Below are 21,784 nucleotides of genomic sequence, written 5' to 3'. Positions count from 1 at the left end.
GAGCAGCGTGAAGGCTTTGCGGCTAATTGGATCCAAGCAGATACAGCACAATGGCAAACATTAGTTACAAATGATAGCAGGCTAAGAATTCAGAGGCGTCAATTCGGCGACAAAAACACCGGATCAGATAGCAAGTATCACGATTCTTTGACGCGAACCTCACGCCTTATTGACCCGCCGTGAGTGAGTCTGTGGCCCATCAACCACTTCCTCGCTCGGTCACAACGTTCATGTTCAACACACGCATACTGCTCGCTCTCGGCCTGGCGCTCATGAGCCTGCTCAACACCGTACAAGCCGATGAGGCTGCGTCGATCCGCTCGCCGGAATGGGCCCAGCCGGTGGGTAACCAATACAACCTGCATCAAATGACACCCACGCTCTATCGCAGTGCATTGCCGGACGAGCGTGCGCTGCCGCTGTTGCAAACGCTCAAGATCGCTACGGTCATCAACTTCCTGCCGGAACCTGATGCGCAGTGGCTCCAGTCATCTGATATCAAACAGGTGGAGTTGAGTTATCGCACCAACCACGTCGACGATGCCGACGTGCTGGCGGCGATCAGGGCGATTCAGGCAGCAGAGGCCGATGGCCCGGTGTTGATGCATTGCAAGCACGGCGCCGACCGCACCGGCCTGATGGCAGCGATGTATCGGGTGGTGGTTCAAGGGTGGAGCAAGGAGGACGCGCTGAACGAAATGACCTTGGGCGGCTTTGGCAGCAGCAATGGTTTCAAGGACGGCGTTCGCTACATGATAAAAGCTGATGTCGACAAGTTGCGTACAGCTTTGGCGAATGGGGATTGCAGCACCAGCGCCTTTGCGTTGTGCTCAATGAAAGACTGGATCACCACAACGGGCCAGCAAGAGAAAAAATTGTAGGAGCGAGCTTGCTCGCTCCTACAGTGAGTGCGGTTTTAGTCTTTTTTCAGCTTCGGGTTCGGGAAGAACTGCACTGCCTGCACTTTAGGATCCGCCGGCGCTTTCAACGCGGTGGTATTGACCCTAGTGCCCAATTCCTTGGGCACCGACAGGCCTTGATCATTCAGCGTATCGGTATACCCGCAGGCCACGCATTCGCGGTGCGGCACGCTGTCTTCGGTCCACATCTTCAACTTGTCCGGCTCGCTGCACGCCGGGCAGACCGCCCCGGCGATAAATTGCTTTTTGGTGATCACAGGCCCTTCACTCATGCTGCTGCGTCCTCACTCAGGCCGCTGTGGCGCAAGAGTGCGTCAATCGACGGCGCGCGTCCGCGGAAGTCGACGAACAGCACCATCGGCGCCTGGGAACCGCCACGCGCCAGGATGGCTTCACGGAAGGCACGCCCGGTCTGGGCGTTGAGCACGCCGTCTTCCTCAAACTTGGAGAACGCATCCGCCGACAGCACTTCGGCCCACTTGTAGCTGTAGTAGCCCGCCGCATAACCGCCGGCGAAAATGTGAGCGAAGCTGTTGGGGAAGCGGTTGTAGGCCGGTGGGCGCATGACCGAGACTTCATCGCGCACGCCTTCAAGCACCTGGGCCACACTGCGACCATCGCCATGGGTGGCGTGCAGTTCAAAGTCGAACAGTGAGAACTCCAGCTGACGCACCATCATCAGGCCGGACTGGAAATTTTTCGCCGCGAGCATTTTCTCCAGCAAGTCTTGGGGCAGGGGCTCGCCGGTTTCGTAGTGGCCGGAGATCAGCGCCAGGCCTTCAGGCTCCCAGCACCAGTTCTCCATGAATTGGCTCGGCAGTTCCACCGCGTCCCACGCCACACCGTTGATACCGGATACGCCGGCATGTTCCACGCGGGTGAGCAGGTGATGCAGGCCATGGCCGAATTCGTGGAACAGGGTGGTGACTTCATCGTGGGTCAGCAGGGCAGGCTTGCCGCTGTCGGCCGGAGTGAAGTTGCACACCAGGTTGGCGACGGGGCTTTGCAGCACGCCATCAACGGTACGGCGGCGGTCACGGGCGCCATCCATCCAGGCACCGCCACGCTTGTTGGCGCGGGCGTACAGGTCGAAGAAGAAACGTCCGACGTGCTCGCCGTTCTCCTTGATCTCGAACAAGCGCACATCCGGGTGCCAGGTGTCGAAGCCTTTAAGCTCGGCGATCTCGATGCCGTACAGGCGCTGCACAATGGCAAACAGGCCGCCCAGCACTTTGTCGATGGGGAAGTAGGCGCGTAGCGCTTCCTGGGACACGCTGTAGCGCTGCTCACGCAGTTTTTCGCCGTAGAAACCGCTGTCCCAGCTTTGCAGATCGGCGCAGCCTTGCTCGGCGGCATAGGCCTTGAGTTGCTGCAGGTCCTGGGCGGCAAACGGCTTGCTGCGCTTGGCCAGGTCACGCAGGAAGCTGAGCACCTGGTCGCTGGACTCGGCCATCTTGGTGGCCAGGCTCAGCTCGGAGAACGACGCATAACCCAGCAATTGGGCCAGTTCCTGACGCAGGTCGAGGATCTGTTCCATCACCGGGCCGTTATCGTTCTGACCGGCATTCGGGCCTTGGTCCGAGGCACGGGTGCAGTAGGCGGCGTACACCTCTTCACGCAGGGCACCGTCCTGGGCGTAGGTCATGACGGCGTAGTAGCTGGGGAATTCCAAGGTGATCAGCCAGCCGTCGAGGCCCTTGGCCTGAGCGGCGGCGGCCATTTGCGCCTTGGCCGAATCGGTCAGGCCGGCGAGGGTGGCTTCATCGGTGACGTGTTTGGTCCAGGCCTGGGTGGCGTCCAGCAACTGGTTGGAGAATTTGCTGCCCAGCTCGGATAGCTTGCTCTGTACCTCGGCGTAGCGTTTTTGCTGCTCCGGCGGCAAGTCGATACCCGACAGGCGGAAGTCACGCAGGGAGTGCTCCAGAATGGTTTTTTGTGCCACATCGAAACCGGCAGCTTCCGGGCTGTTGGCCAGGGCTTCGAAGGCCTGGAACAGCTCACGGTTCTGGCCCATTTCGGTGGAGTAAGCGCTCAAGGCCGGCAGGCACGCCTCGTAGGCTTCGCGCAGTTCGGCGCTGTTGCACACGGCATTGAGATGGCTGACCGGGCTCCAGGCCGCGCCGAGGCGATCATTGAGTTCATCCATGGCCAGGACCAGGCCGGCCCACGTCGGATTTTTACCCTGGCTTTGCAGGATCTCTGCGATTGCCACGCGGTTGTCGGCGAGGATCTGTTCGATGGCCGGCTGGACGTGCTCGGCACGGATCGCCGAGAACGGCGGCAGGTCGTAGGACTGCAAAAGAGGGTTGTTCGCGCTCACGGTGGGCACCTTGGCTGAAGAAACATGTAGAACAAAGATGGGGCCATCTTAATTACAATCAACACCCACCGCAGCTATCAGCACAACAGAGAGAGGCTATCGTGACCCTTCGCACCTATCAGAACCACACGCCAACCCTCGGCGCCGGGGCGTTTGTCGATATTTCGGCGGTGGTGATCGGCGATGTCGAAATCGGCACTGACAGCTCGGTTTGGCCGCTGACCGTGATTCGCGGCGACATGCACCGCATCCGCATCGGTGCGCGCACCAGCGTGCAAGACGGCTGTGTGCTGCACATTACCCATGCCGGGCCGTTCAATCCGCAGGGTTACCCGTTGCTGATCGGCGACGATGTGACCATCGCCCATAAGGTCATGCTGCATGGCTGCACCGTAGGTAGCCGCGTCCTGATCGGCATGGGCAGCATCGTGATGGATGGCGCCGTGGTTGAAGACGACGTGATCATCGGTGCCGGCAGCCTGGTGCCGCCAGGCAAGAAACTCGACAGCGGTTTTTTGTATGTGGGCAGCCCGGTTAAGCAGGTTCGCGCATTGACTGACAAAGAGCGCGCCTTTTTCACCTACAGCGCGGCGAACTACGTGAAGCTCAAAGACCTGCACCTGGCCGAAGGATTCGATCAATGACCCTGCATCACCCCACCGTCCTGTTCGACCTGGACGGCACCCTCACCGACCCGCGCGAGGGCATTACCCGTTCGATCCAGTACGCCCTGGCCAAACTGGGCATTGATGAGCCCGACCTGACCAAGCTCGAACACTTCATCGGCCCGCCCTTGTTGCAGGCGTTCATGCAGTTTTACGCCTTCGACGAGGCCAAGGCATGGGAGGCGGTGAATTTCTACCGCGAGCGCTTCAAGGTTACCGGACTGTATGAAAACCGCGTGTTCGACGGGGTCATGCCGTTGTTGGAAGAGTTGAACAGCCAAGGGCGCCAGCTGTACATCGCCACCTCCAAACCGTGGGAATTTGCCCGCGAGATTGCGCGACATTTCGACTTTGCCAAGCACTTCAAGGTGATCTACGGCAGCGAGTTGGACGGCACGCGTACCAACAAGGTGGAATTGATCGCGCATTTGATGCGTGAGGAACGACTGGACCCGGCCACCACCTTGATGATCGGTGATCGCAAGCATGACCTGATCGGGGCACGCAGTAATGGGCTGGATTCGGCCGCCGTGGGGTATGGGTTTGGTAGTTTTGAAGAGCTGAATGCCGAGGCGCCGACCTGGCATTTCGAGACGTTGGACCAGATGCATCAGGCGTTTTTGCAGCGTCCTTGAGACCGCTTTCGCAGGCAAGCCAGCGCCCACAGTTGACCGCATTCTCATGTTGAAAATCGGTCAACTGTGGGGGCTGGCTTGCCTGCGATAAGGCCCTAACGGCCAACCCTCTCCAACTGCCTCAACGCCGCCTTACGCTGCTCCACCGGCAGCTCACCCAACTTCTCCACCGCCGCATAAAACCTCACCCAATCCCCGCCTTCCCGCGCAAACAACGCCGCAAACGCCGGCACCCATTGGTCATACAACCCAAACGGCAAAAGCCGCGCGTTATTCATCGGCTGGTTGATCCAGGCGTCATAACGCTTGTCACCACCCCATTGGCTATCGCGCAGGTGCCGGTATTCGCTGCGCAACTGCTCGAATTGCGCCGCTTTGGCCCGGCGCATGGCGTCCGCCGCCAACGGCTGCGCGTACAACGCCTCCAGACGTTTGCGGGTATCGAGAATCAGCCGGATAAATTGATCGCGTTGCTTCAACGCCGCATCGCCGACAGGCGCCAGGCCCCGCGCCGCACGCCATTGTCGGGTGCCTTCCTGCTCGACAAAACTGGCATAGGACTCGTTGAACTCGGTGTCGTCCTTCACGTAGAAGCGCTGGTGGGCCAGCTCATGGAAGATCAGCGTGGCGAGGCGCTCATCGCCCCAGCTCATCATCGAACTCATGATCGGGTCGTTGAACCAGCCCAGGGTGGAATAGGCCTCCACGCCACCAATCGACACATCCATGCCCTGCTGCCGCAACAGCGCCGCCTCGCCCCGCGCAGCGCCTTGGTTGTAGTAGCCGCGATAGGCGACGCAACCGGCGATGGGAAAGCAATGGTTCTGTGGTGACAGAGAAAATTCCTGCGTGGCAAAGACATTCCAGACCACATAGGGCCGGCCGATATCGGCATACAGCCGATAACTTTGGTTGTCAGGCAGATGCAGTTGTTCACTGGCAAAGGTTCGGGCTCTCTGCGATTGAGCCAGATGCTCGCGCAGCACTGGCGGGCGAGCAGGGTCGGCGATGACCTCGGCAACCGGCTCCCGGGCCCGCAACAGCTGCCACTGGCCACTCGCCAACTGGCTGTAATAACTGACACTGGAGCAGCCGCTGAGCAGCACAACCATCAGCCCTGGAAGAAAACGCCTGATCATGCCCTGACTGCTCCTGGATGATGGGTTCGCCAGACTATCGCGCTTGCAGGGGATTTTTCCACGGCATGGCGTGTTTATACTCAAGCCTCTCTTCGTGTTGAGTACCTGCCATGCGCCAGCTTGTGCTTCCCCTCGCCGCTGTGTTCCTCAGCGCTTGCGCCTATACCCCCATCCCCCCTGTGGACCCGCAGCAGGCCTGGGTGGATTTCACCACGCCGACACCGGGTTCCAAGTTGGTGATGGCTCAGCGCCTGGACGGGAAAAACCTCGACGACGGGCGCTTTTTTCAAATGCCTCCCGGCCCTCACGAGCTGATGGTGCGCTTTGACTTTGAAGTGCCCGCCGGCGGCGGCCTGGGTGGCCTCAGCCAGATGATGTATCGCACCTGCTTCATGACGCTGCAGTACGACCACTTTCAGGCCGGCCAGCACTATGTGCTGGAAGGGCGATCACTGGCGTTCACGCCCAACATCCGGCTGTACGACTCAACCCGCCAGCTATTGGCCGAAGAGCGCAGCGTGAACTGCATCTAAGTCAGTCGTTGTTCTTTTGATAGATGATGCGCTTGGTGCCGTTTTCGCATGAGCCGACAATCATGGCTTCGTCATGGTTCTTGGCTTCTTCGGCGGTGATGATTTCCAGGGTGTAGGACGGAATCGCCTTGGCCTGGATCTTCACTTCGATTTCTTTCCTGAGCTCTTCACAATCTTTTGGCGCGGCCACGGCCGAAGTGGCCAATACACCGCAGATGATTGCCAAGGCAAAACGTTTCATGTGTGGAGCTCCCTGAATGCGCTGCGCACGAGTGTGCGCCTAGGCTGCATGGGCTATTCGACCACATTTTGCAAACACGAGTTCTAATTTAACGCAGCACCAAAAATGTGAGAGCGGGCTTGCTCGCGAATACGCAGTATCAGGCACCGAAGATATCGGCTGATCCACCGCATTCGCGAGCAAGCCCGCTCCCACACAAGATGACTGCTGTGTCAGTTGACCAGCGTGGCATCCAAGGTGATGGTTGCATTCAGCACCTTGGACACCGGGCACCCTTCCTTGGCCTTTTTGCTCAGCTCGTCGAACTGCGCCTGGCTCGCGCCTGGAATTTTGGCCTTCAGGATCAGATGCACTGCTGTAATCGCAAAGCCGCCCTCGACCTGGTCCAGGGTCACTTCGGCCTGGGTGTCGATACTGTCAGCCTTGAGCCCGGCGTCGCCAAGAATCATGGAAAACGCCATGGAGAAACAGCCGGCGTGAGCCGCGCCGATCAATTCTTCAGGGTTGGTACCCTTGCCGCCCTCGAAGCGGGCCTTGAAGCCGTAGGGCGCTTCGCGCAGCACGCCGGTTTCGGTGGAAATGGAGCCCAGGCCAGTCTTCAGGTCACCTTCCCAATGCGCGGATGCCTTTTTAACGATACTCATAGCTTTCTCCTCGAACGGTGGTTTGCGTCGGTAAGGGTTCTGAGGATAGACGCCGCGGCAAAGTTCACTTGTAAGAAAAACCTAGTGATTAAGTAGGAAATTTGGCGGTTACTATTGAATCTCGGGTATATGCCCTCATTGCATAGGGTATGCACATGCAGCGGCAGGTTTTAGCTCGTTTAAAAAAGCCTGTACGCCCTATTGGAGAAGCAGGCTGATGAAATCGCTGTCCGACGTAAAATTCTCGACCCTTGACCTCGTGCCCGTGCGCGCCGACGGCAACCCGGCGCAGTCCCTGCGTAATTCCCTGGACCTGGCCCAGCATGTGGAGAAGTTCGGTTACCACCGTTTCTGGGTAGCCGAGCACCACAATATGGACGGTATCGCCAGTTCGGCTACCTCGGTACTGCTCGGTTACCTGGCAGGCGGCACCTCGACCATTCGCGTGGGTTCCGGCGGGGTGATGCTGCCTAACCACGCGCCACTGGTGATCGCCGAGCAGTTCGGCACCCTGGAAAGCCTCTACCCTGGCCGTATCGACCTGGGCCTGGGGCGCGCCCCCGGTTCCGACCAGATGACCGCCCGCGCCCTACGCCGTGAACGCTCCGGCAGTGCCGATGACTTCCCCGAAGATGTGGCCGAGCTGATGGCCTACTTGGGCCCGCGTACGCCCGACCAACGGGTTATCGCGGTACCGGGGACCGGCACCAATGTGCCAGTGTGGCTGCTGGGTTCAAGCCTGTTCAGCGCGCAATTGGCCGGTGAGCGTGGCTTGCCTTACGCCTTCGCCTCCCATTTCGCGCCGCGCCTGATGCACGAAGCAATTCGCGTGTACCGCAATCACTTCAAGCCTTCGGCGGTGCTGGACAAGCCCTACGTGATGCTCGGCATTCCGCTGGTGGCCGCGGACACCGATGAGCAGGCCGATTACCTGGCCACCTCGGTGTACCAGCGTATTCTGGCGTTGATGCGCGGCCAGAGTCTGGTGCAGCGCCCTCCTGTAAAAACCATGGACGGCCTGTGGTTGCCCCATGAAAAAGACGCGGTGGGTAGCTTCCTCGGGCTGGCCATGGTGGGTAGCCCCGCGAAGATTCGCGGCAAGTTGGAGGTGTTGATCGAGCAGACCGGTGCCGATGAGCTGATTTTTACCAGTGACCTGTATGAGCACGCAGACCGGATTCATTCTTACGAGCTGCTTGCACAAGTGATGAAGGGCTGAATGGTAAAACGATATACCTGTGGCGAGGGAGCTTGCTCCCGCTGGAGTGCGCAGCGCTCCCATTTTTTTGGGGCCGCTACGCAGCCCAGCGGGAGCAAGCTCCCTCGCCACAGGTGCGTCGCTTATACAGCACGAGGTTAGCCGCGCTTGTAGGCAATTTCCTTGGTGCCACCTTCGCAGGTGCCAACTACTGTGTGGTCACTTGGCGTAGCACCTTTGTCCACCACTTCCAGCGAATACCCCGAAGCACCCTTGGCGTCGATTTTCGCTGCGATTTCACTTTTCAGCTCTTCACAAGGCTTGCCCGCCGCCATAGCGGTACCCGCAATGCTCAACAACCCTACCGCTAACAGAAACTTCTTCATCCGTTACTTTCCTTGCGCTGATCAAAAAGAGCGTGCCGACGCTCATCGCGTCGGCACCCGTTGTTTGTAGCGCAGGTTATGGCAATCGGCCAGCGGGCAAAGTTCAACTCTGCCGATCAACTACTGGCAATGCGGAATCCCACTTTGAGCGTGACCTGGAAGTGTGCAGCCTTGCCATCCTTGATGTGACCACGGGTTTCGGTCACCTCAAACCATTCCAGATGCTTGATGCTCTTGTTGGCTTCGGCCAGGGCATTGTTGATCGCGTCTTCGATGCTGGTGGTGGAAGAGCCTACCAGTTCGACTTTCTTGTACGTGTGATGATCACTCATGGCGTTTCTCCTTTAGGTCGTCAATCAAGACTAGCAGCGAATGTGCGTACTGCTTCAGGCGACCGTTGGGAGGCGAAAGTTCAGAATTACTGCACTTTCTGAAACCGGCGCAGTCGGTATCTACACACGCCACTCAATCACTTCAGGAGATGTCCACATGGCCAACACTTCTTTACGCAAAGCGTCGCTGGAAAGCATGGAAGCCGAGATTTCGAGCCTGCTCAAATCTCTGGAGAGCCTCAAGGACGACGCGTCCGATGAGTCGCGCAAAACGCTGAAGGCCTTGAAGAGCAATGCCGAGAACGCGCTCAAGCACTCTCGCCATCTGATCAGCGACGCCTACGAAGAAAGCAAAGTCAAAATCCGCGAAACCAGCGCTGCCACCCGTGACTACGCACAAGAGCACCCATGGACGACCGCTGGCGTCGCCGTGGGCGCGCTGGGCCTGCTGGCGGCTTACCTGCTGTGCAAGCGCGGTGACTGATTGACCGGTTACACCGGTTGACGCAACAGCTCAGCCTTGAGCCATTGCGCCAACTGCCCGGCGCGCCCGTCTGCGGCGCGCTTGGGTAGCCACAACGCCAGGTGCGCCGGGGTTTCACTGAACCCCCACGGCGCCACCAGGCGACCCGCTCGCAGGTCCTCTGCCACCAGCGGTTCTGGCGCAATTGCCACTCCCAAGCCGGCAACCGCCGCTTCCAGTAAATAATACAAATGCTCAAACCCCTGGCCGAGCTTCAGCGCACCGGGTTCGATGCCGTGTTGCCGTGCCCAACTGGGCCAGGCTTGCGGCCTTGACGTGGTGTGAAGCAAGGGTTGCTCCAGCAGTTCCGACGCTGGGGCCTGACGCAGGTGTTCAAAACCGGCGAAACGGGGGCTCAAGACCGGGCCGATACGCTCGCTGGCCAATTCATACACTTGCATGTCCGCCGGCCAAGGCGGCTCAGCGAATACCAGCAGGGCATCCAGCCCCGGACGGCGCGGGTCCAGATCGCCTTCGCCCGCCGACAGGTGCAGGCGTAAATCCGGCAAGTCGGCATTCAACCGCCCCAGCCGAGGGATAAACCAACGCGCCAGCAAGCTGCCTGAACAGCCAAGAACGAAGGGCGCATCAGCGCCGCGTTGGGTGAGTTCGGCGCACACGTCGCGCAACCGCTCAAAAGCCTCGCTGCTGGCATCTCGTAGCCTGACGCCAGCATCTGTGAGTTTAATGCCGCGTCCATCCTTGACGAACAGGCTCACGCCCAAATGCTCCTCCAGTACTTTCAACTGCCGGCTGACAGCACCGTGGGTCACGTGCAATAGCTGCGCAGCCTGGCTGACGCTGTTAAGGCGAGCAGTGGCTTCAAAAGCGCGCAGGGCATTAAGGGGCGGGAGATCACGACTCATCTGTGAGTTTTCCTGACAGGTTACGGCGATCTTATCGGTTTTCAGGCCAGGGCGTCACGAGTAGAGTGACCGTCATTGCCTTTAAACACATTTTTCCTGGAGCGTCCCATGACTCAGTCCCAGACCGATCTACGCAACGGCCCCGACGCCAACGGCCTGTTTGGTGCGTTCGGCGGCCGCTACGTCGCTGAAACCCTGATGCCGTTGATTCTCGACCTGGCCCGTGAATACGAAGCGGCGAAGGTAGATCCGGCGTTTAACGAAGAATTGGCCTACTTTCAGCGCGATTATGTCGGACGCCCAAGCCCGCTGTACTTTGCCGAACGCCTCACCGAGTTCTGCGGCGGCGCCAAGATCTACCTCAAGCGCGAAGAGCTCAACCACACCGGCGCGCACAAGATCAACAACTGCATCGGCCAGATCCTGCTGGCCCGGCGCATGGGCAAGAAACGCATCATCGCCGAGACCGGCGCCGGCATGCACGGCGTGGCCACCGCAACTGTGGCGGCGCGCTTTGGCCTGCAATGCGTGATCTACATGGGCACCACCGACATCGAGCGCCAGCAGGCCAACGTGTTTCGCATGAAGCTGCTGGGCGCCGAGGTCATCCCCGTGGTCGCCGGCACCGGCACCCTCAAAGACGCCATGAACGAAGCCCTGCGCGACTGGGTCACCAACGTCGACAGCACCTTCTACCTGATCGGCACCGTGGCCGGCCCACACCCATACCCGGCGATGGTGCGCGACTTCCAGGCAGTGATCGGCAAGGAAACCCGCACCCAGCTGCAAGCCCAGGAAGGCCGCCTGCCGGACAGCCTGGTGGCGTGCATCGGCGGCGGTTCCAACGCCATGGGCCTGTTCCACCCGTTCCTGGATGACACCAGCGTCGAGATCATCGGCGTTGAAGCCGCAGGCCATGGCATCGAAACCGGCAAGCACGCCGCCAGCCTCAACGGCGGCGTCCCGGGCGTGCTGCACGGCAATCGCACCTTCCTGCTGCAGGACGACGACGGCCAGATCATCGACGCCCACTCGATTTCCGCAGGCCTGGACTACCCCGGCATCGGCCCGGAACACGCCTGGTTGCATGACATTGGCCGCGTCCAATACACCTCGGTAACGGACGACGAAGCCCTGGAAGCCTTCCACAAATGCTGCCGCCTGGAAGGGATCATTCCTGCCCTGGAAAGCGCCCACGCCCTGGCTGAAGTATTCAAGCGCGCGCCAAACTTGCCCAAGGATCATCTGATGGTGGTCAATCTCTCGGGCCGTGGCGACAAAGACATGCAGACCGTGATGCACCATATGGAACAGTCCAAGCAGGAGAAACACTGATGAGCCGCCTGCAAACGCGCTTTGCGCAACTTAAAGAACAAAACCGCGCCGCCCTGGTGACCTTCGTCACCGCTGGCGACCCCGGCTATGACACCTCGCTGGCGATCCTCAAGGGCTTGCCGGCCGCTGGCGCCGACGTGATCGAACTGGGCATGCCCTTCACCGACCCGATGGCCGACGGCCCGGCCATTCAACTGGCCAATATCCGCGCGCTGGCCGCCAAACAGAACCTGTTGAAAACCCTGCAGATGGTTCGCGAGTTCCGCCAGGACAACAACGACACGCCGCTGGTGTTGATGGGCTATTTCAACCCGATCCATAAATATGGCGTGTCGCAGTTCATTGCCGATGCCAAGGCAGCTGGCGTCGACGGCCTGATCGTGGTGGACATGCCCCCCGAGCACAACGGCGAGCTGTGCGACCCGGCCCAGGCCGCAGGCATCGACTTTATCCGCCTGACCACGCCGACCACCGATGATGTGCGCCTGCCTACTGTGCTCAATGGCAGCTCCGGGTTTGTGTATTACGTGTCGGTCGCCGGTGTTACCGGGGCGGGCGCCGCCACTCTGGAACACGTCGAAGAAGCCGTGACCCGCCTGCGCCGTCATACCGACCTGCCGATCAGCATCGGCTTTGGTATCCGCACACCGGACCAGGCAGCGGCCATCGCACGCCTGGCAGACGGGGTGGTAGTGGGTTCGGCGCTGATCGATCACATCGCCACGGCCAAGAACGACCAGCAAGCCATTGATGGCGTACTGACCCTGTGCGCGGCGCTGTCGGAAGGTGTTCGCAACGCACGCAAGTAAACTGCACAACGACCGCAGCTCATACGCTAGGCTTCAAAGGAGGTGGGCATGTCGCCCACCTCCTTTTTTATCGCACTTCGTGCCCTTTGCCGTCTAACCACCTTCGCAAGTCCTGCAGTCCTTGCCCCTCGGTCGTTAAGTTAGCCGCATCAGAAGTCATTCTTGTCTCTTTAAGGAGTACATCATGGCATTTGATCTCGTCACGGTTTCAGACCGTCGTCACTCAGCCCTACAAAAAGGCTTCAACCTGCGCTGGCCCTTGGGAAACGTGCAGGGCCAGTCGTCGACCAAGGGCGCCAATCTGATTTACCTGTGCCGCAGCCCGCAAGACATCATGGACGCCGCCGCCCAGGCATTGGCCCTGCCCAATGGGCGCATCACCGTACGCAGCGGCGGTCATTGCTACGAAGGGTTTGTCGCCAACAAGATGCCCGACAGCCCGCATGAGGTGCTATCGATCCTGGATATCAGCGCGCTGAACCGAGTGGTCTACGATGCCAGCGGCCAGATCGGTTCCGAGCTAAATCCCACGCAGCCCTTTCGCTACCGCTTTCGCCTCGAGGCCGGCAGCCAGGCCTGGGACAGCTATAGCGCGTTGTACAAGCAAGCCAACAAGACCCTGCCCGGCGGCTCATGTTACTCAGTGGGCCTGGGCGGGCACATTTGTGGTGGCGGCTACGGGCTGCTGTCGCGCAAGTATGGACTGGTGTGTGACTGGCTCAGCGGGGTCGATATCCTGGTGCCTGACAGCCAAGGCAAAGGGCTCGAACCGCGCCATGTCAGCCGGGACAGCACGCAACAGGACGAATTGGACCTGTTCGCCGCCTGCTGCGGTGCGGGGGGTGGGCAATTCGGCATTATCACCAGCTATTACTTCGAAGACCTGCCACCGGCCCCCAAAGAAGTACTGTCGCTGGTGTTGGAATGGGATTGGTCAGTACTGACCCAGGATGCACTGAACAATCTGCTGGCGGCTTACCAGCTATGGTTTGCCAGCCATCAGAACAACCCGGACACCTGGGGCCTGGCGACCAAACTGGAAATGCGCCACGAGCACACAGGCAATATCACCCTGGGCATCCATTATGTGGACAAGGAGGGTGAGCTGAACGACCTTGCGCCCTTCGATGATTTTGTCGACAAGATGCTCACGGCCATCGGCTTACCTGCCACCGAGTCGCTGGTGCCGTTTCATGTGGTCCATTTGCCGCCTGGCACAGCCGGCGGGCGCCCCATCGACTCAGTGTCATCCGCCCAGGCTGCGGCGCGGCGCCTGGATTGGCTGGCGTGCCAGCAAACATTGAATGGTTCGGGAGACAATCAGCGTGGGCGCTACAAATCGGCCTATCAGAAAGGTGGATTCAGCCCTCACGTATTAGAGGCCATCTGGCGGGCCTTGACCTGGCCAGACCCAGACAACCACCTGACACAAAGCCTGATCCAGATCCAGTCCTTCGGCGGCCAGATCAACGCCGCCAGTGCGCCCGTACGCAAGGAGTCGTCGGCCGCCCAGCGGTCGTCCTTCCTCAAGTGGCAACCCCAATGTTACTGGCACGGCGACAGCGCCGCTGCGGACCAAGTCCATGCTGACTGGATCCGGGGGCTGTACTTCAACGCGTTTGCCGACGCTCAAGGCGTGCCGCTCAACGATGCGTTCGAAGGCTGCTACATCAATTACCCCGACCTCGACATGACTTACAAAGGGGGTAACCCGGCCAACGGCAAAAACCCCCAGTGGTACAAAATCTTCTTTCCCGATCTGATGATCGAAAGCCGCTTGCGCCGTACCAAGCAGCGCTGGGACCCGCACAATATATTTCGCAACGAGATGTCGGTGCCGTAGAACAAAAAAGGCGACCCGAAGGTCGCCCTTTTTACAGCTCGATCCGCTCGACTTTGCCGACCAGCAATATGTAGGAAAGCGCACCGAGCAACGCCAAGACCGCGATATAGGTGATGGCCGGCGCAAACGATGAGCCACTGGCCAGAAAGCCAATCACGATAGGTGTGGCAATCGCCGCCAGGTTGCCAATGAAGTTGAACACCCCGCCGGTCAGCCCCAGCAGACGGGCAGGCGCCAAGGTCGACACCAACGACCAGGTGATCGACGCCAGGCCATTGCCGAAAAACGCCACCGCCAGAAACGCGATGACCCACCCCGTCGATTCCACGTAGTTGGCCCCGATGATCGCCGTGGAAATCAGCAGCCCGCTGATGATCGGTAACTTGCGCGCAAAGCCCACTGACGCCCCACGCCGAATCAGCCAATCGGAAAACACCCCCGAACACAGCACGCCCACAAACGCGGCCAGGAACGGCAAGGAGGCCAGCAAGCCAGACTGGATAAAGTCCATGCCGCGATATTTCACCAGGTACGTCGGGAACCAGGTCAGGAAGAACCACAGCGTGGAGTTCAGGCAAAACTGGCCCAGGTAGATGCCCCACAGCTTGCGCTTGCTCAGCACGATGCCGAGGTCGGTCCAACTGAAGGGTGCCTTGACGGTTTTAGCCTGCATGTCCACCAGCCCGCCACCGTCGCGGATCAGTTGGACTTCGGCTTCGTTGACGCCTTTGAAATCCTTGGGCTCGCGATACACCGCATACCAGATCGCCGCCCACAGGATGCCGATGCCACCGGTTACCACAAACACCATGTGCCAGCCGTACTGGTGCTGCAGCCACGCCAACACCGGGGTGAGGAACGCCAGGCCGACGAATTGCCCGGAGGTATAGACGCCGATAGCCGTGGCGCGCTCACGCTCGGGAAACCAGGTGGTGACCACACGGCTGTTGATGGGATAGGCCGGTGCCTCCAACGCGCCCACGGCCATGCGCAGCACAAACAGCGCGATAAAGCTGGCGGCGAAACCGAGCATCACGGTGGCAATCGACCACAGCAGCAGGGCGGCCGTGTAGAGAATGCGCGGCGGCACTCGATCTACCAGCCAGCCACCCGGGATTTGCATGGCCGCGTACGTCCAGCCGAAGGCAGAGAAAATCAGCCCGACTTGCACCGGGTCGATCCCCAGCTCGCTGGTCAGCGCGGGCGCGGCAATCGACAGGTTGCTACGGTCGAGATAGTTGATGACCACGGTGATGAACAGCAGCACCATGATGAAAAAGCGCTTTCTGCTGGGCGTGACTAAAGAAGCCTGCCCGGTGAGGGATTCAGGGTGCATGGGGGGTGCCTCTTTTTATATTTGTTGAGGAAGGAACGCGCTCAATGTGGGAGCTGGCTTGCCTGCGATGGCGGCATGACTGGCACCACTGCAGTGACTGGCCCACCGCCATCGCAGGCAAGCCAGCTCCCACATTTTTAGCGCGTTTCAATCAAGTGGAAATCACCACTCGGCAAAGCTGCCATCGGCATGGCGCCAGATCGGATTGCGCCAGCGATGGCCGATGGCCGCGCGCTCAACCACATACTCCTCGTTGATCTCAATGCCCAACCCCGGGCCGTTGGGGATCTTCACAAAGCCCTGGTCATAGTCGAATACGCCTGGATCACGCACATAGTCGAGCAGATCGTTGCTTTCGTTGTAGTGAATACCCAGGCTCTGCTCCTGGATAAACGCGTTGTAGCAAACCGCATCCAATTGCAGGCATGCCGCCAAGGCAATCGGGCCCAGCGGGCAGTGCAGGGCCAGGGCCACGTCGTAGGCTTCGGCCATGTTGGCGATCTTGCGGGTTTCGGTAATCCCACCGGCGTGGGAGGCGTCCGGCTGAATGATGTCGACGTAGCCTTCGCTGAGCACCCGCTTGAAATCCCAGCGCGAGAACAGGCGCTCGCCCAGGGCGATCGGCGTACTGGTCAGCGGCGCCAGTTCTTTCAGCGCTTCGTAGTTTTCGCTCAGCACGGGCTCTTCAATGAACATCAGTTTGTATGGGTCGAGCTCTTTCATCAGCACCTTGGCCATCGGCTTGTGCACGCGGCCATGGAAGTCGACGCCGATACCCACGTTAGGGCCGACCGCATCGCGCACGGCAGCGACGTTGGCCAGGGCCAGGTCGACTTTTTCGAAGCTGTCGACGAACTGCAATTCTTCGGTGCCGTTCATTTTTACCGCCGTGAAGCCACGCGCTACGGCCTCTTTGGCAGCACGGGCGGTGTCGGCGGGGCGGTCACCGCCGATCCATGAGTACACGCGAATTTTGTCACGTACCTGGCCGCCCAGCAGATCGCTGACCGACACACCGAGGGCTTTGCCCTTGATGTCCCACAACGCTTGGTCGATACCGGCGAGGGCGCTCATGTGCACCGCGCCGCCTCGGTAGAAGCCGCCGCGATAGAGCACGGTCCAGATATCTTCGATATTGCGTGGGTCTTTGCCGATCAGGTAGTCGGACAGTTCTTCGACGGCGGCGGCCACCGTGTGAGCGCGGCCCTCGACCACCGGCTCGCCCCAGCCGGTCACACCCTGGTCGGTTTCGACCTTGAGGAAGCACCAGCGCGGCGGAACGATAAAGGTCGTCAGTTTGGTGATTTTCATCTCTTGTCTCTCTTATAGATGCAGCGCCTGTGGGCGCGGAATATGCTCTCAGCCGAGGGCTTTCCAGGCGGCGACATAAGCCTGGGCACGGCTCGCAACCTGATCCACTGTCATGCCCGGCTTGAACAGCCCGGAACCCAATCCGAAGCCCTTGGCGCCGGCGTCGGTAAACACCTGCATGTTGTCCGGGGTGATGCCGCCCACCGGCAGCAGCAATGTGCCCGCCGGCAATACCGCCAGCCATGCCTTGATCACTGAAGGGCCCATCTGCTCGGCCGGGAACAGCTTCAACACATCGGCGCCTTCGGCCAGTGCGGCAAAGGCCTCCGTAGGCGTGGCTACCCCAGGCGACAAGTACAGGCCCGCCGCTTTAGCGGCACGCAGCACCTTGGCATCGCTGTGGGGCATGACGATCACCTGGCCTCCGGCGGCCTTGACCTGTTCGACCTGCTCAGGCGTCAACACCGTGCCGGCACCGATCAGGCAATCGGCGGGCAAGCTGTCGCGCAGGATGCGGATGCTGGTGTAAGGGTCTGGCGAGTTGAGCGGCACTTCGATCACGCGAAACCCCGCGTCGTACAGCACTTGGCCGACCGCCTGGGCTTCGTCGGGGCGTAGGCCGCGCAGGATGGCGATCAAACCGTTTTGTGCGAGTGCTTGCTTGAGCATGTCAGGCCTCCAGTACAGGTCGAATGAGCCCGGCGGCTTGCGCCAGTTGCCACAGGCCACGCTCGGTGGCTTCTTGCGCCAGGCTGACGTGGGCAAATCCGCAAAGGGCGAGGGCGCGTTGATAGCGGGCGCAAAGTGCAGCAGCGCCGACCAGGATGATCGGCTGATGTTTGGCCGAATCTGGCAAGCCGGCGAGCTCATGGCCGATGAGCAGGCCAGACAGGTAATCGGGTTGCTGGTCGGGCGCCAGCTGCGCGGTCAGCCCAAGGGTACGGGCACTGAACAGGGTCGAAAGTACGCCACGCTGACCATCGTTGGACAGCGCCACGCGCACGCCTCGATCAAACGCCTCGGCCTGGAACTGCTCGCTTGCTTGTTGGGTACGCCCCAGGATGCTGTGCTTGCTCAACACCGCAAACACTTCGCCAGTCATGAAGGTATCGAAATGGGTAATGCGGCCTTCCACCACCTCGACCCACTTGGAATGGCTGCCGGGCAGGCCGATCAACACCTGGGGCCCTAGCCCTTGCAGTACGCCGAGCACTTGGGTTTCTTCGCCACGCATGACATTGGGCAGACCCACTTGCTCGATCACCCCCGGCACGATATGCACCTGCACCCCACGCAGGCTGCGTATGCCATGCAATGCCTGGCCGAGACTGGCGACATCCACGGGCGTGCTGCGATAGGCCGCCTCGCTCCAACCCTGTGCGCTGCCGACCATGCCGCAAGCGATCACCGGCAGCTCGGGCTGGGCATCAAGCCAATCGCCACAGGCGCTATCGAACGCCAGTTCAAAGCCGTCAGTGCACAGCACACCGGCTATTTCCCGGGGCTCTGTGGGCAAATGCATGATGCCCCAGGCTTGCGAGCGCTGTTCCAGCACAACCCCCGCGGGGCCGAGTTTGTAAGCACGAAGGGAGCTGGTCCCCCAATCGAGCGCGATCAATTGCGCCTGCATCGCTTCACCTGAAATGAGTGGGTGCTGAAAAAAGCAGATGGGCGAATATAAACCGAGGGCGCGGAATATCTCAATATATAAATATCAATCCCATATAATGAGACAAGACAAGATTAATCCTACAACTCATCCTGTTTTTACTTAGGGAAAGACGCAGGATTATCGGGTAGGAAAGGCTAAAAAATAGACAGGTCCAGTTCGCGCATCGCACCCATCCAGATGGCGTAATCGGTGTGGTCCTTGAGGTCGTCACCGGTTTCAGGGTGCAGGAACACCACCAGACCATTGCGATGCAGCGCCAGCCACGGCAACACCACGCCGATATATTCCGGCTCGAACGCCAACTGGCAACTCCAATCCGGGTGCGGGCCCACGGGCCGCTCGTGCACGCGGCCCATGCGCAGCGGGAACAACTTGGCGGCGTCTTCACAGAGCGTGCGCGCCTGCTCGATCGTGCTGGCATCGAAGTAGATATGGGCGTGGTAGCCCTTGATACGTTGCATGACAGACTCCGGTTCCACTGTGCGCCGATCCTAGACCGCAATCGACGGCAGGGCCAGCCCGGTCAACGACTGCGCACTGCTGGCCTGTTCCGCCACCAGCCACTCGACAAATCGGTCCACCAACTGCCCACGGCGTTTGCGCTGGGGCTGCACCACGTAATAGCCCAAGCGCGACGTCACCGTGTGGCTGATCGGCCGGCACAGCCAATTCTGCTCCAGCAGGTTATCCACCAGGTGGCGCCAGCCGATGGCGACGCCCTGGCCGGCAATCGCGGCCTGGATCAGCAAGGTGTAGTTGTCAAAGCGCAATTGCCCAGGGGTCGGCGCAGCCGTGATACCCAATTCACGGAACACGCCATTCCAGTCGAACCACTGGCTGTTGTTTTCCTGGCGCAGGTGCAGCAACGGGCAGTCTTGCAAGGTCTGCACCGTCAGGGGCGCGACCTGCTCCTTGAGCCACTGCGGGCTGCACACCGGGAACACTTCCTCATTGAACAACCACAGGCTTTCGCCCTGCTTGAAACGGCCATCGCCAAACAGCACCGCCACATCAATATCGCTGCGCAGCGTGGCGTGGTTGCGCTCACTGGTGACCAGGCTGACATCCACCTGCGGGTTGGCCTGGTGAAAGCGATGCAGGCGTGGCATCAGCCAATAGGCGGCGAAGGCAAAGTCGGTGGCGACTTGCAGCACTTCATGCTGGCTTTGTTGAGTGATGGCGCCGAGGCCCTGATTGATGTTCTGCAGGCCGCCTTGCACATGCTCGAACAGCAGGGCACCGGCGTCGGTCAGTTCGATGCCGCGGTAAATGCGATCAAACAGGCGGATCGCCAGTTGCTCTTCAAGGCGTTTGATTTGCTGGCTGACCGCCGGTTGGGTGGTACCCAGCTCCATCGCAGCCGCGGTGAAACTGCGATGACGCGCCGCCGCCTCAAAGGCGCGCAGCAAATCGAGAGAGAGGTCACCCAGCGCTTCATACATAAGCTCAACTTATCCTAGTCATTGCTGCGCATGGGCTTTACCCCATAATTTAAGGACCGCATGCTCATTGGCATAAACACTGCCTATGGAATGCCGAGAAACCATGAAGCGCAAGAACATTCTTTTCATCATGGCCGATCAGATGGCCGCGCCGATGCTGCCGTTCTACGGGCCTTCCCCGATCAAGCTGCCCAACCTCAGCCGCCTGGCGGCACAAGGCGTGGTGTTCGACGCTGCCTATTGCAACAGCCCGTTGTGCGCACCGTCGCGCTTCACCTTGGTCAGCGGCCAGTTGCCGAGCAAGATCGGCGCCTACGACAACGCCGCCGATTTCCCCGCCGACGTGCCGACCTATGCCCACTACTTGCGCCGCCTCGGCTACCGCACCGCGCTGTCGGGCAAGATGCACTTCTGTGGCCCCGACCAGTTGCACGGCTATGAGGAGCGCCTGACCAGCGACATCTACCCCGCCGACTACGGCTGGGCGGTGAACTGGGATGAGCCAGACGTACGCCCTACCTGGTATCACAACATGTCCTCGGTGCTGCAAGCCGGTCCGTGTGTACGCACCAACCAGCTGGATTTCGACGAAGAGGTGGTGTTCAAGGCCCAGCAATATCTGTTCGACCACATCCGCGAGCCGGGCGACCAGCCGTTCTGCCTGACCGTGTCGATGACTCATCCCCACGACCCTTACACCATTCCCAAGCCGTTCTGGGACCTCTACGCCGACACCGAGATCCCAATGCCCGCGACGCCGCCCCAGGCCGACCTCGACCCGCATTCCCAGCGGCTGCTCAAGGTTTATGACTTGTGGGACAAACCGCTGCCTGTGGATAAAATTCGCGACGCCCGCCGCGCCTACTTCGGTGCCTGCAGCTACATCGACAGCAACGTCGGCAAGCTGCTGCAGACCCTGGAAGACACCGGCCTGGCCGACGACACCCTGATCATTTTCTCTGGCGACCACGGCGACATGCTTGGCGAGCGCGGCCTCTGGTACAAAATGCACTGGTTTGAAATGGCCGCCCGCGTGCCGCTGCTGATCAGTGCGCCGGGGCAGTTCGCCGCTGGCCGCGTCGCCCAGGCCGTGTCGACCGCCGACTTGTTGCCGACCCTGGTGGAATTGGCCGGAGGCGAACTGGATCCGCACTTGCCGCTGGACGGCCGCTCGCTGGTCGCGCACTTGCAGGGGCAGGGCGGGCATGACGAAGTGTTTGGCGAATACATGGCCGAAGGCACCGTCAGCCCATTGATGATGATTCGCCGGGGCGCCTACAAATTCATCTACAGCGAGGACGATCCTTGCCTATTGTTCGATGTGCATAACGACCCGAGCGAGCAGGAAAACCTCAGCCAGTCAGCTGAACATCGGCCATTGTTCGAGGCGTTCTTGCGTGAAGCGCGGGCTAAATGGGACATCCCGGCGATCCATCAACAGGTGCTCGCCAGCCAACGCCGTCGCCGCCTGGTGTTTGAAGCGCTGACCCAAGGCAAGCTCAAGAGCTGGGATCACCAGCCACTGGTAGACGCCAGTCAGCAGTACATGCGCAACCATATCGACCTTGATGACCTGGAGCGCAAAGCACGTTTTCCACAACCCTGCCAAAACCAATAAGTAGACAGAGGGAAGG

24 protein-coding genes are annotated in these 21,784 nt (G+C 60.3%); 10 read left to right on the top strand and 14 right to left on the bottom strand.

Annotated features, from left to right (window positions below):
- Positions 1 to 230 precede the first annotated feature (230 nt).
- Complete coding sequence (locus RHM69_RS21475; protein ID WP_200599947.1) at positions 231 to 881, top strand: tyrosine-protein phosphatase; 651 nt, start codon at positions 231 to 233, stop codon at positions 879 to 881.
- Positions 882 to 916: 35 nt separating this feature from the next.
- Here the strand turns inward: RHM69_RS21475 and RHM69_RS21470 are convergent, their stop codons facing one another.
- Entirely contained in the window at positions 917 to 1,192 is a 276-nt protein-coding gene (locus tag RHM69_RS21470) for a YheV family putative zinc ribbon protein (RefSeq protein WP_020301415.1), read from the bottom strand.
- Positions 1,189 to 3,240 carry an oligopeptidase A gene (gene prlC / locus RHM69_RS21465; protein ID WP_166406524.1) on the bottom strand — a complete coding sequence of 684 codons (2,052 nt, stop codon included), beginning with the start codon at positions 3,238 to 3,240 and terminating at the stop codon, positions 1,189 to 1,191. The genes RHM69_RS21470 and prlC overlap by 4 nt, the downstream gene beginning before the upstream one ends.
- 101 nt (positions 3,241 to 3,341) lie before the next feature.
- Between prlC and RHM69_RS21460 the strand changes: the two genes are divergently transcribed.
- Positions 3,342 to 3,884 (top strand): gamma carbonic anhydrase family protein, encoded by a 543-nt coding sequence (locus RHM69_RS21460; protein WP_003187318.1) that lies wholly within the window; start codon positions 3,342 to 3,344, stop codon positions 3,882 to 3,884.
- A complete protein-coding gene (locus RHM69_RS21455) occupies positions 3,881 to 4,540 on the top strand; it encodes an HAD family hydrolase (RefSeq protein WP_198832900.1) in 660 nt (219 codons plus the stop codon). Before RHM69_RS21460 ends, RHM69_RS21455 begins: the two co-directional genes overlap by 4 nt.
- Before the next feature lie 95 nt (positions 4,541 to 4,635).
- Here RHM69_RS21455 and RHM69_RS21450 read toward each other — a convergent pair whose 3' ends face one another.
- A complete protein-coding gene (locus tag RHM69_RS21450) occupies positions 4,636 to 5,679 on the bottom strand; it encodes an aminopeptidase (protein ID WP_014716311.1) in 1,044 nt (347 codons plus the stop codon).
- Positions 5,680 to 5,789: 110 nt separating this feature from the next.
- Between RHM69_RS21450 and RHM69_RS21445 the strand changes: the two genes are divergently transcribed.
- A complete protein-coding gene (locus RHM69_RS21445; RefSeq protein ID WP_014716310.1) occupies positions 5,790 to 6,212 on the top strand; it encodes a hypothetical protein in 423 nt (140 codons plus the stop codon).
- A gap of 1 nt (position 6,213) precedes the next feature.
- On the opposite strand, the gene RHM69_RS21440 is transcribed toward RHM69_RS21445, so the two are convergent.
- On the bottom strand, positions 6,214 to 6,453 hold the full coding sequence (locus RHM69_RS21440; RefSeq protein ID WP_003187312.1) for a DUF1161 domain-containing protein: 240 nt from the start codon (positions 6,451 to 6,453) through the stop codon (positions 6,214 to 6,216).
- 212 nt (positions 6,454 to 6,665) lie between these two features.
- Complete coding sequence (locus RHM69_RS21435) at positions 6,666 to 7,097, bottom strand: OsmC family protein (RefSeq protein WP_003187311.1); 432 nt, start codon at positions 7,095 to 7,097, stop codon at positions 6,666 to 6,668.
- 217 nt (positions 7,098 to 7,314) lie between these two features.
- Between RHM69_RS21435 and RHM69_RS21430 the strand changes: the two genes are divergently transcribed.
- Positions 7,315 to 8,316, top strand: coding sequence for an LLM class flavin-dependent oxidoreductase (locus RHM69_RS21430; RefSeq protein WP_014716309.1), 1,002 nt, complete (start codon positions 7,315 to 7,317; stop codon positions 8,314 to 8,316).
- Between the two features lie 137 nt (positions 8,317 to 8,453).
- Here the strand turns inward: RHM69_RS21430 and RHM69_RS21425 are convergent, their stop codons facing one another.
- Complete coding sequence (locus RHM69_RS21425; protein WP_014716308.1) at positions 8,454 to 8,681, bottom strand: DUF1161 domain-containing protein; 228 nt, start codon at positions 8,679 to 8,681, stop codon at positions 8,454 to 8,456.
- Between the two features lie 116 nt (positions 8,682 to 8,797).
- Entirely contained in the window at positions 8,798 to 9,013 is a 216-nt protein-coding gene (locus RHM69_RS21420; protein WP_005783406.1) for a dodecin, read from the bottom strand.
- Between the two features lie 157 nt (positions 9,014 to 9,170).
- Here RHM69_RS21420 and RHM69_RS21415 point away from each other — a divergent pair, with 157 nt between their 5' ends.
- The gene (locus RHM69_RS21415) at positions 9,171 to 9,497 is read left to right on the top strand and encodes a DUF883 family protein (RefSeq protein WP_003187304.1); all 327 of its coding nucleotides are present in this window, start codon (positions 9,171 to 9,173) and stop codon (positions 9,495 to 9,497) included.
- An 8-nt stretch (positions 9,498 to 9,505) separates the two neighbouring features.
- On the opposite strand, the gene RHM69_RS21410 is transcribed toward RHM69_RS21415, so the two are convergent.
- Positions 9,506 to 10,402, bottom strand: coding sequence for a LysR family transcriptional regulator (locus RHM69_RS21410; protein WP_200599945.1), 897 nt, complete (start codon positions 10,400 to 10,402; stop codon positions 9,506 to 9,508).
- Positions 10,403 to 10,510: 108 nt separating this feature from the next.
- Here RHM69_RS21410 and trpB point away from each other — a divergent pair, with 108 nt between their 5' ends.
- The 3 genes from trpB (at position 10,511) to RHM69_RS21395 (ending at position 14,389) form a co-directional block, all read left to right on the top strand.
- A complete protein-coding gene (gene trpB, locus RHM69_RS21405) occupies positions 10,511 to 11,737 on the top strand; it encodes a tryptophan synthase subunit beta (protein ID WP_014716306.1) in 1,227 nt (408 codons plus the stop codon).
- On the top strand, positions 11,737 to 12,546 hold the full coding sequence (gene trpA, locus RHM69_RS21400; protein WP_014716305.1) for a tryptophan synthase subunit alpha: 810 nt from the start codon (positions 11,737 to 11,739) through the stop codon (positions 12,544 to 12,546). Before trpB ends, trpA begins: the two co-directional genes overlap by 1 nt.
- 184 nt (positions 12,547 to 12,730) lie before the next feature.
- The gene (locus RHM69_RS21395; RefSeq protein WP_200599943.1) at positions 12,731 to 14,389 is read left to right on the top strand and encodes an FAD-dependent oxidoreductase; all 1,659 of its coding nucleotides are present in this window, start codon (positions 12,731 to 12,733) and stop codon (positions 14,387 to 14,389) included.
- A gap of 31 nt (positions 14,390 to 14,420) precedes the next feature.
- On the opposite strand, the gene RHM69_RS21390 is transcribed toward RHM69_RS21395, so the two are convergent.
- The 6 genes from RHM69_RS21390 to RHM69_RS21365 form a co-directional block, all read right to left on the bottom strand.
- Positions 14,421 to 15,725: an MFS transporter gene (locus RHM69_RS21390; RefSeq protein WP_032872181.1), complete on the bottom strand. Its 1,305-nt coding sequence runs from the start codon at positions 15,723 to 15,725 to the stop codon at positions 14,421 to 14,423.
- A 162-nt stretch (positions 15,726 to 15,887) separates the two neighbouring features.
- Positions 15,888 to 17,036, bottom strand: coding sequence for a galactonate dehydratase (dgoD, locus tag RHM69_RS21385; RefSeq protein WP_003187297.1), 1,149 nt, complete (start codon positions 17,034 to 17,036; stop codon positions 15,888 to 15,890).
- A 48-nt stretch (positions 17,037 to 17,084) separates the two neighbouring features.
- A complete protein-coding gene (locus RHM69_RS21380; RefSeq protein ID WP_014716302.1) occupies positions 17,085 to 17,705 on the bottom strand; it encodes a 2-dehydro-3-deoxy-6-phosphogalactonate aldolase in 621 nt (206 codons plus the stop codon).
- A gap of 1 nt (position 17,706) precedes the next feature.
- Entirely contained in the window at positions 17,707 to 18,666 is a 960-nt protein-coding gene (locus RHM69_RS21375) for a 2-dehydro-3-deoxygalactonokinase (RefSeq protein WP_014716301.1), read from the bottom strand.
- Between the two features lie 176 nt (positions 18,667 to 18,842).
- Positions 18,843 to 19,169 (bottom strand): DOPA 4,5-dioxygenase family protein, encoded by a 327-nt coding sequence (locus tag RHM69_RS21370; RefSeq protein WP_014716300.1) that lies wholly within the window; start codon positions 19,167 to 19,169, stop codon positions 18,843 to 18,845.
- A 30-nt stretch (positions 19,170 to 19,199) separates the two neighbouring features.
- Positions 19,200 to 20,150 (bottom strand): choline sulfate utilization transcriptional regulator, encoded by a 951-nt coding sequence (locus tag RHM69_RS21365; RefSeq protein ID WP_032901547.1) that lies wholly within the window; start codon positions 20,148 to 20,150, stop codon positions 19,200 to 19,202.
- 103 nt (positions 20,151 to 20,253) lie between these two features.
- Here RHM69_RS21365 and betC point away from each other — a divergent pair, with 103 nt between their 5' ends.
- The gene (gene betC / locus RHM69_RS21360; protein WP_014716298.1) at positions 20,254 to 21,768 is read left to right on the top strand and encodes a choline-sulfatase; all 1,515 of its coding nucleotides are present in this window, start codon (positions 20,254 to 20,256) and stop codon (positions 21,766 to 21,768) included.
- Positions 21,769 to 21,784 lie beyond the last annotated feature (16 nt).

Origin of the sequence: Pseudomonas sp. CCI1.1 (assembly GCF_034348165.1) — a bacterium.
Lineage (GTDB): Bacteria > Pseudomonadota > Gammaproteobacteria > Pseudomonadales > Pseudomonadaceae > Aquipseudomonas > Aquipseudomonas paracarnis.
The sequence above is the reverse complement of the archived record's forward strand: the minus strand, read 5'-3'. Positions and strand labels throughout refer to the sequence as shown.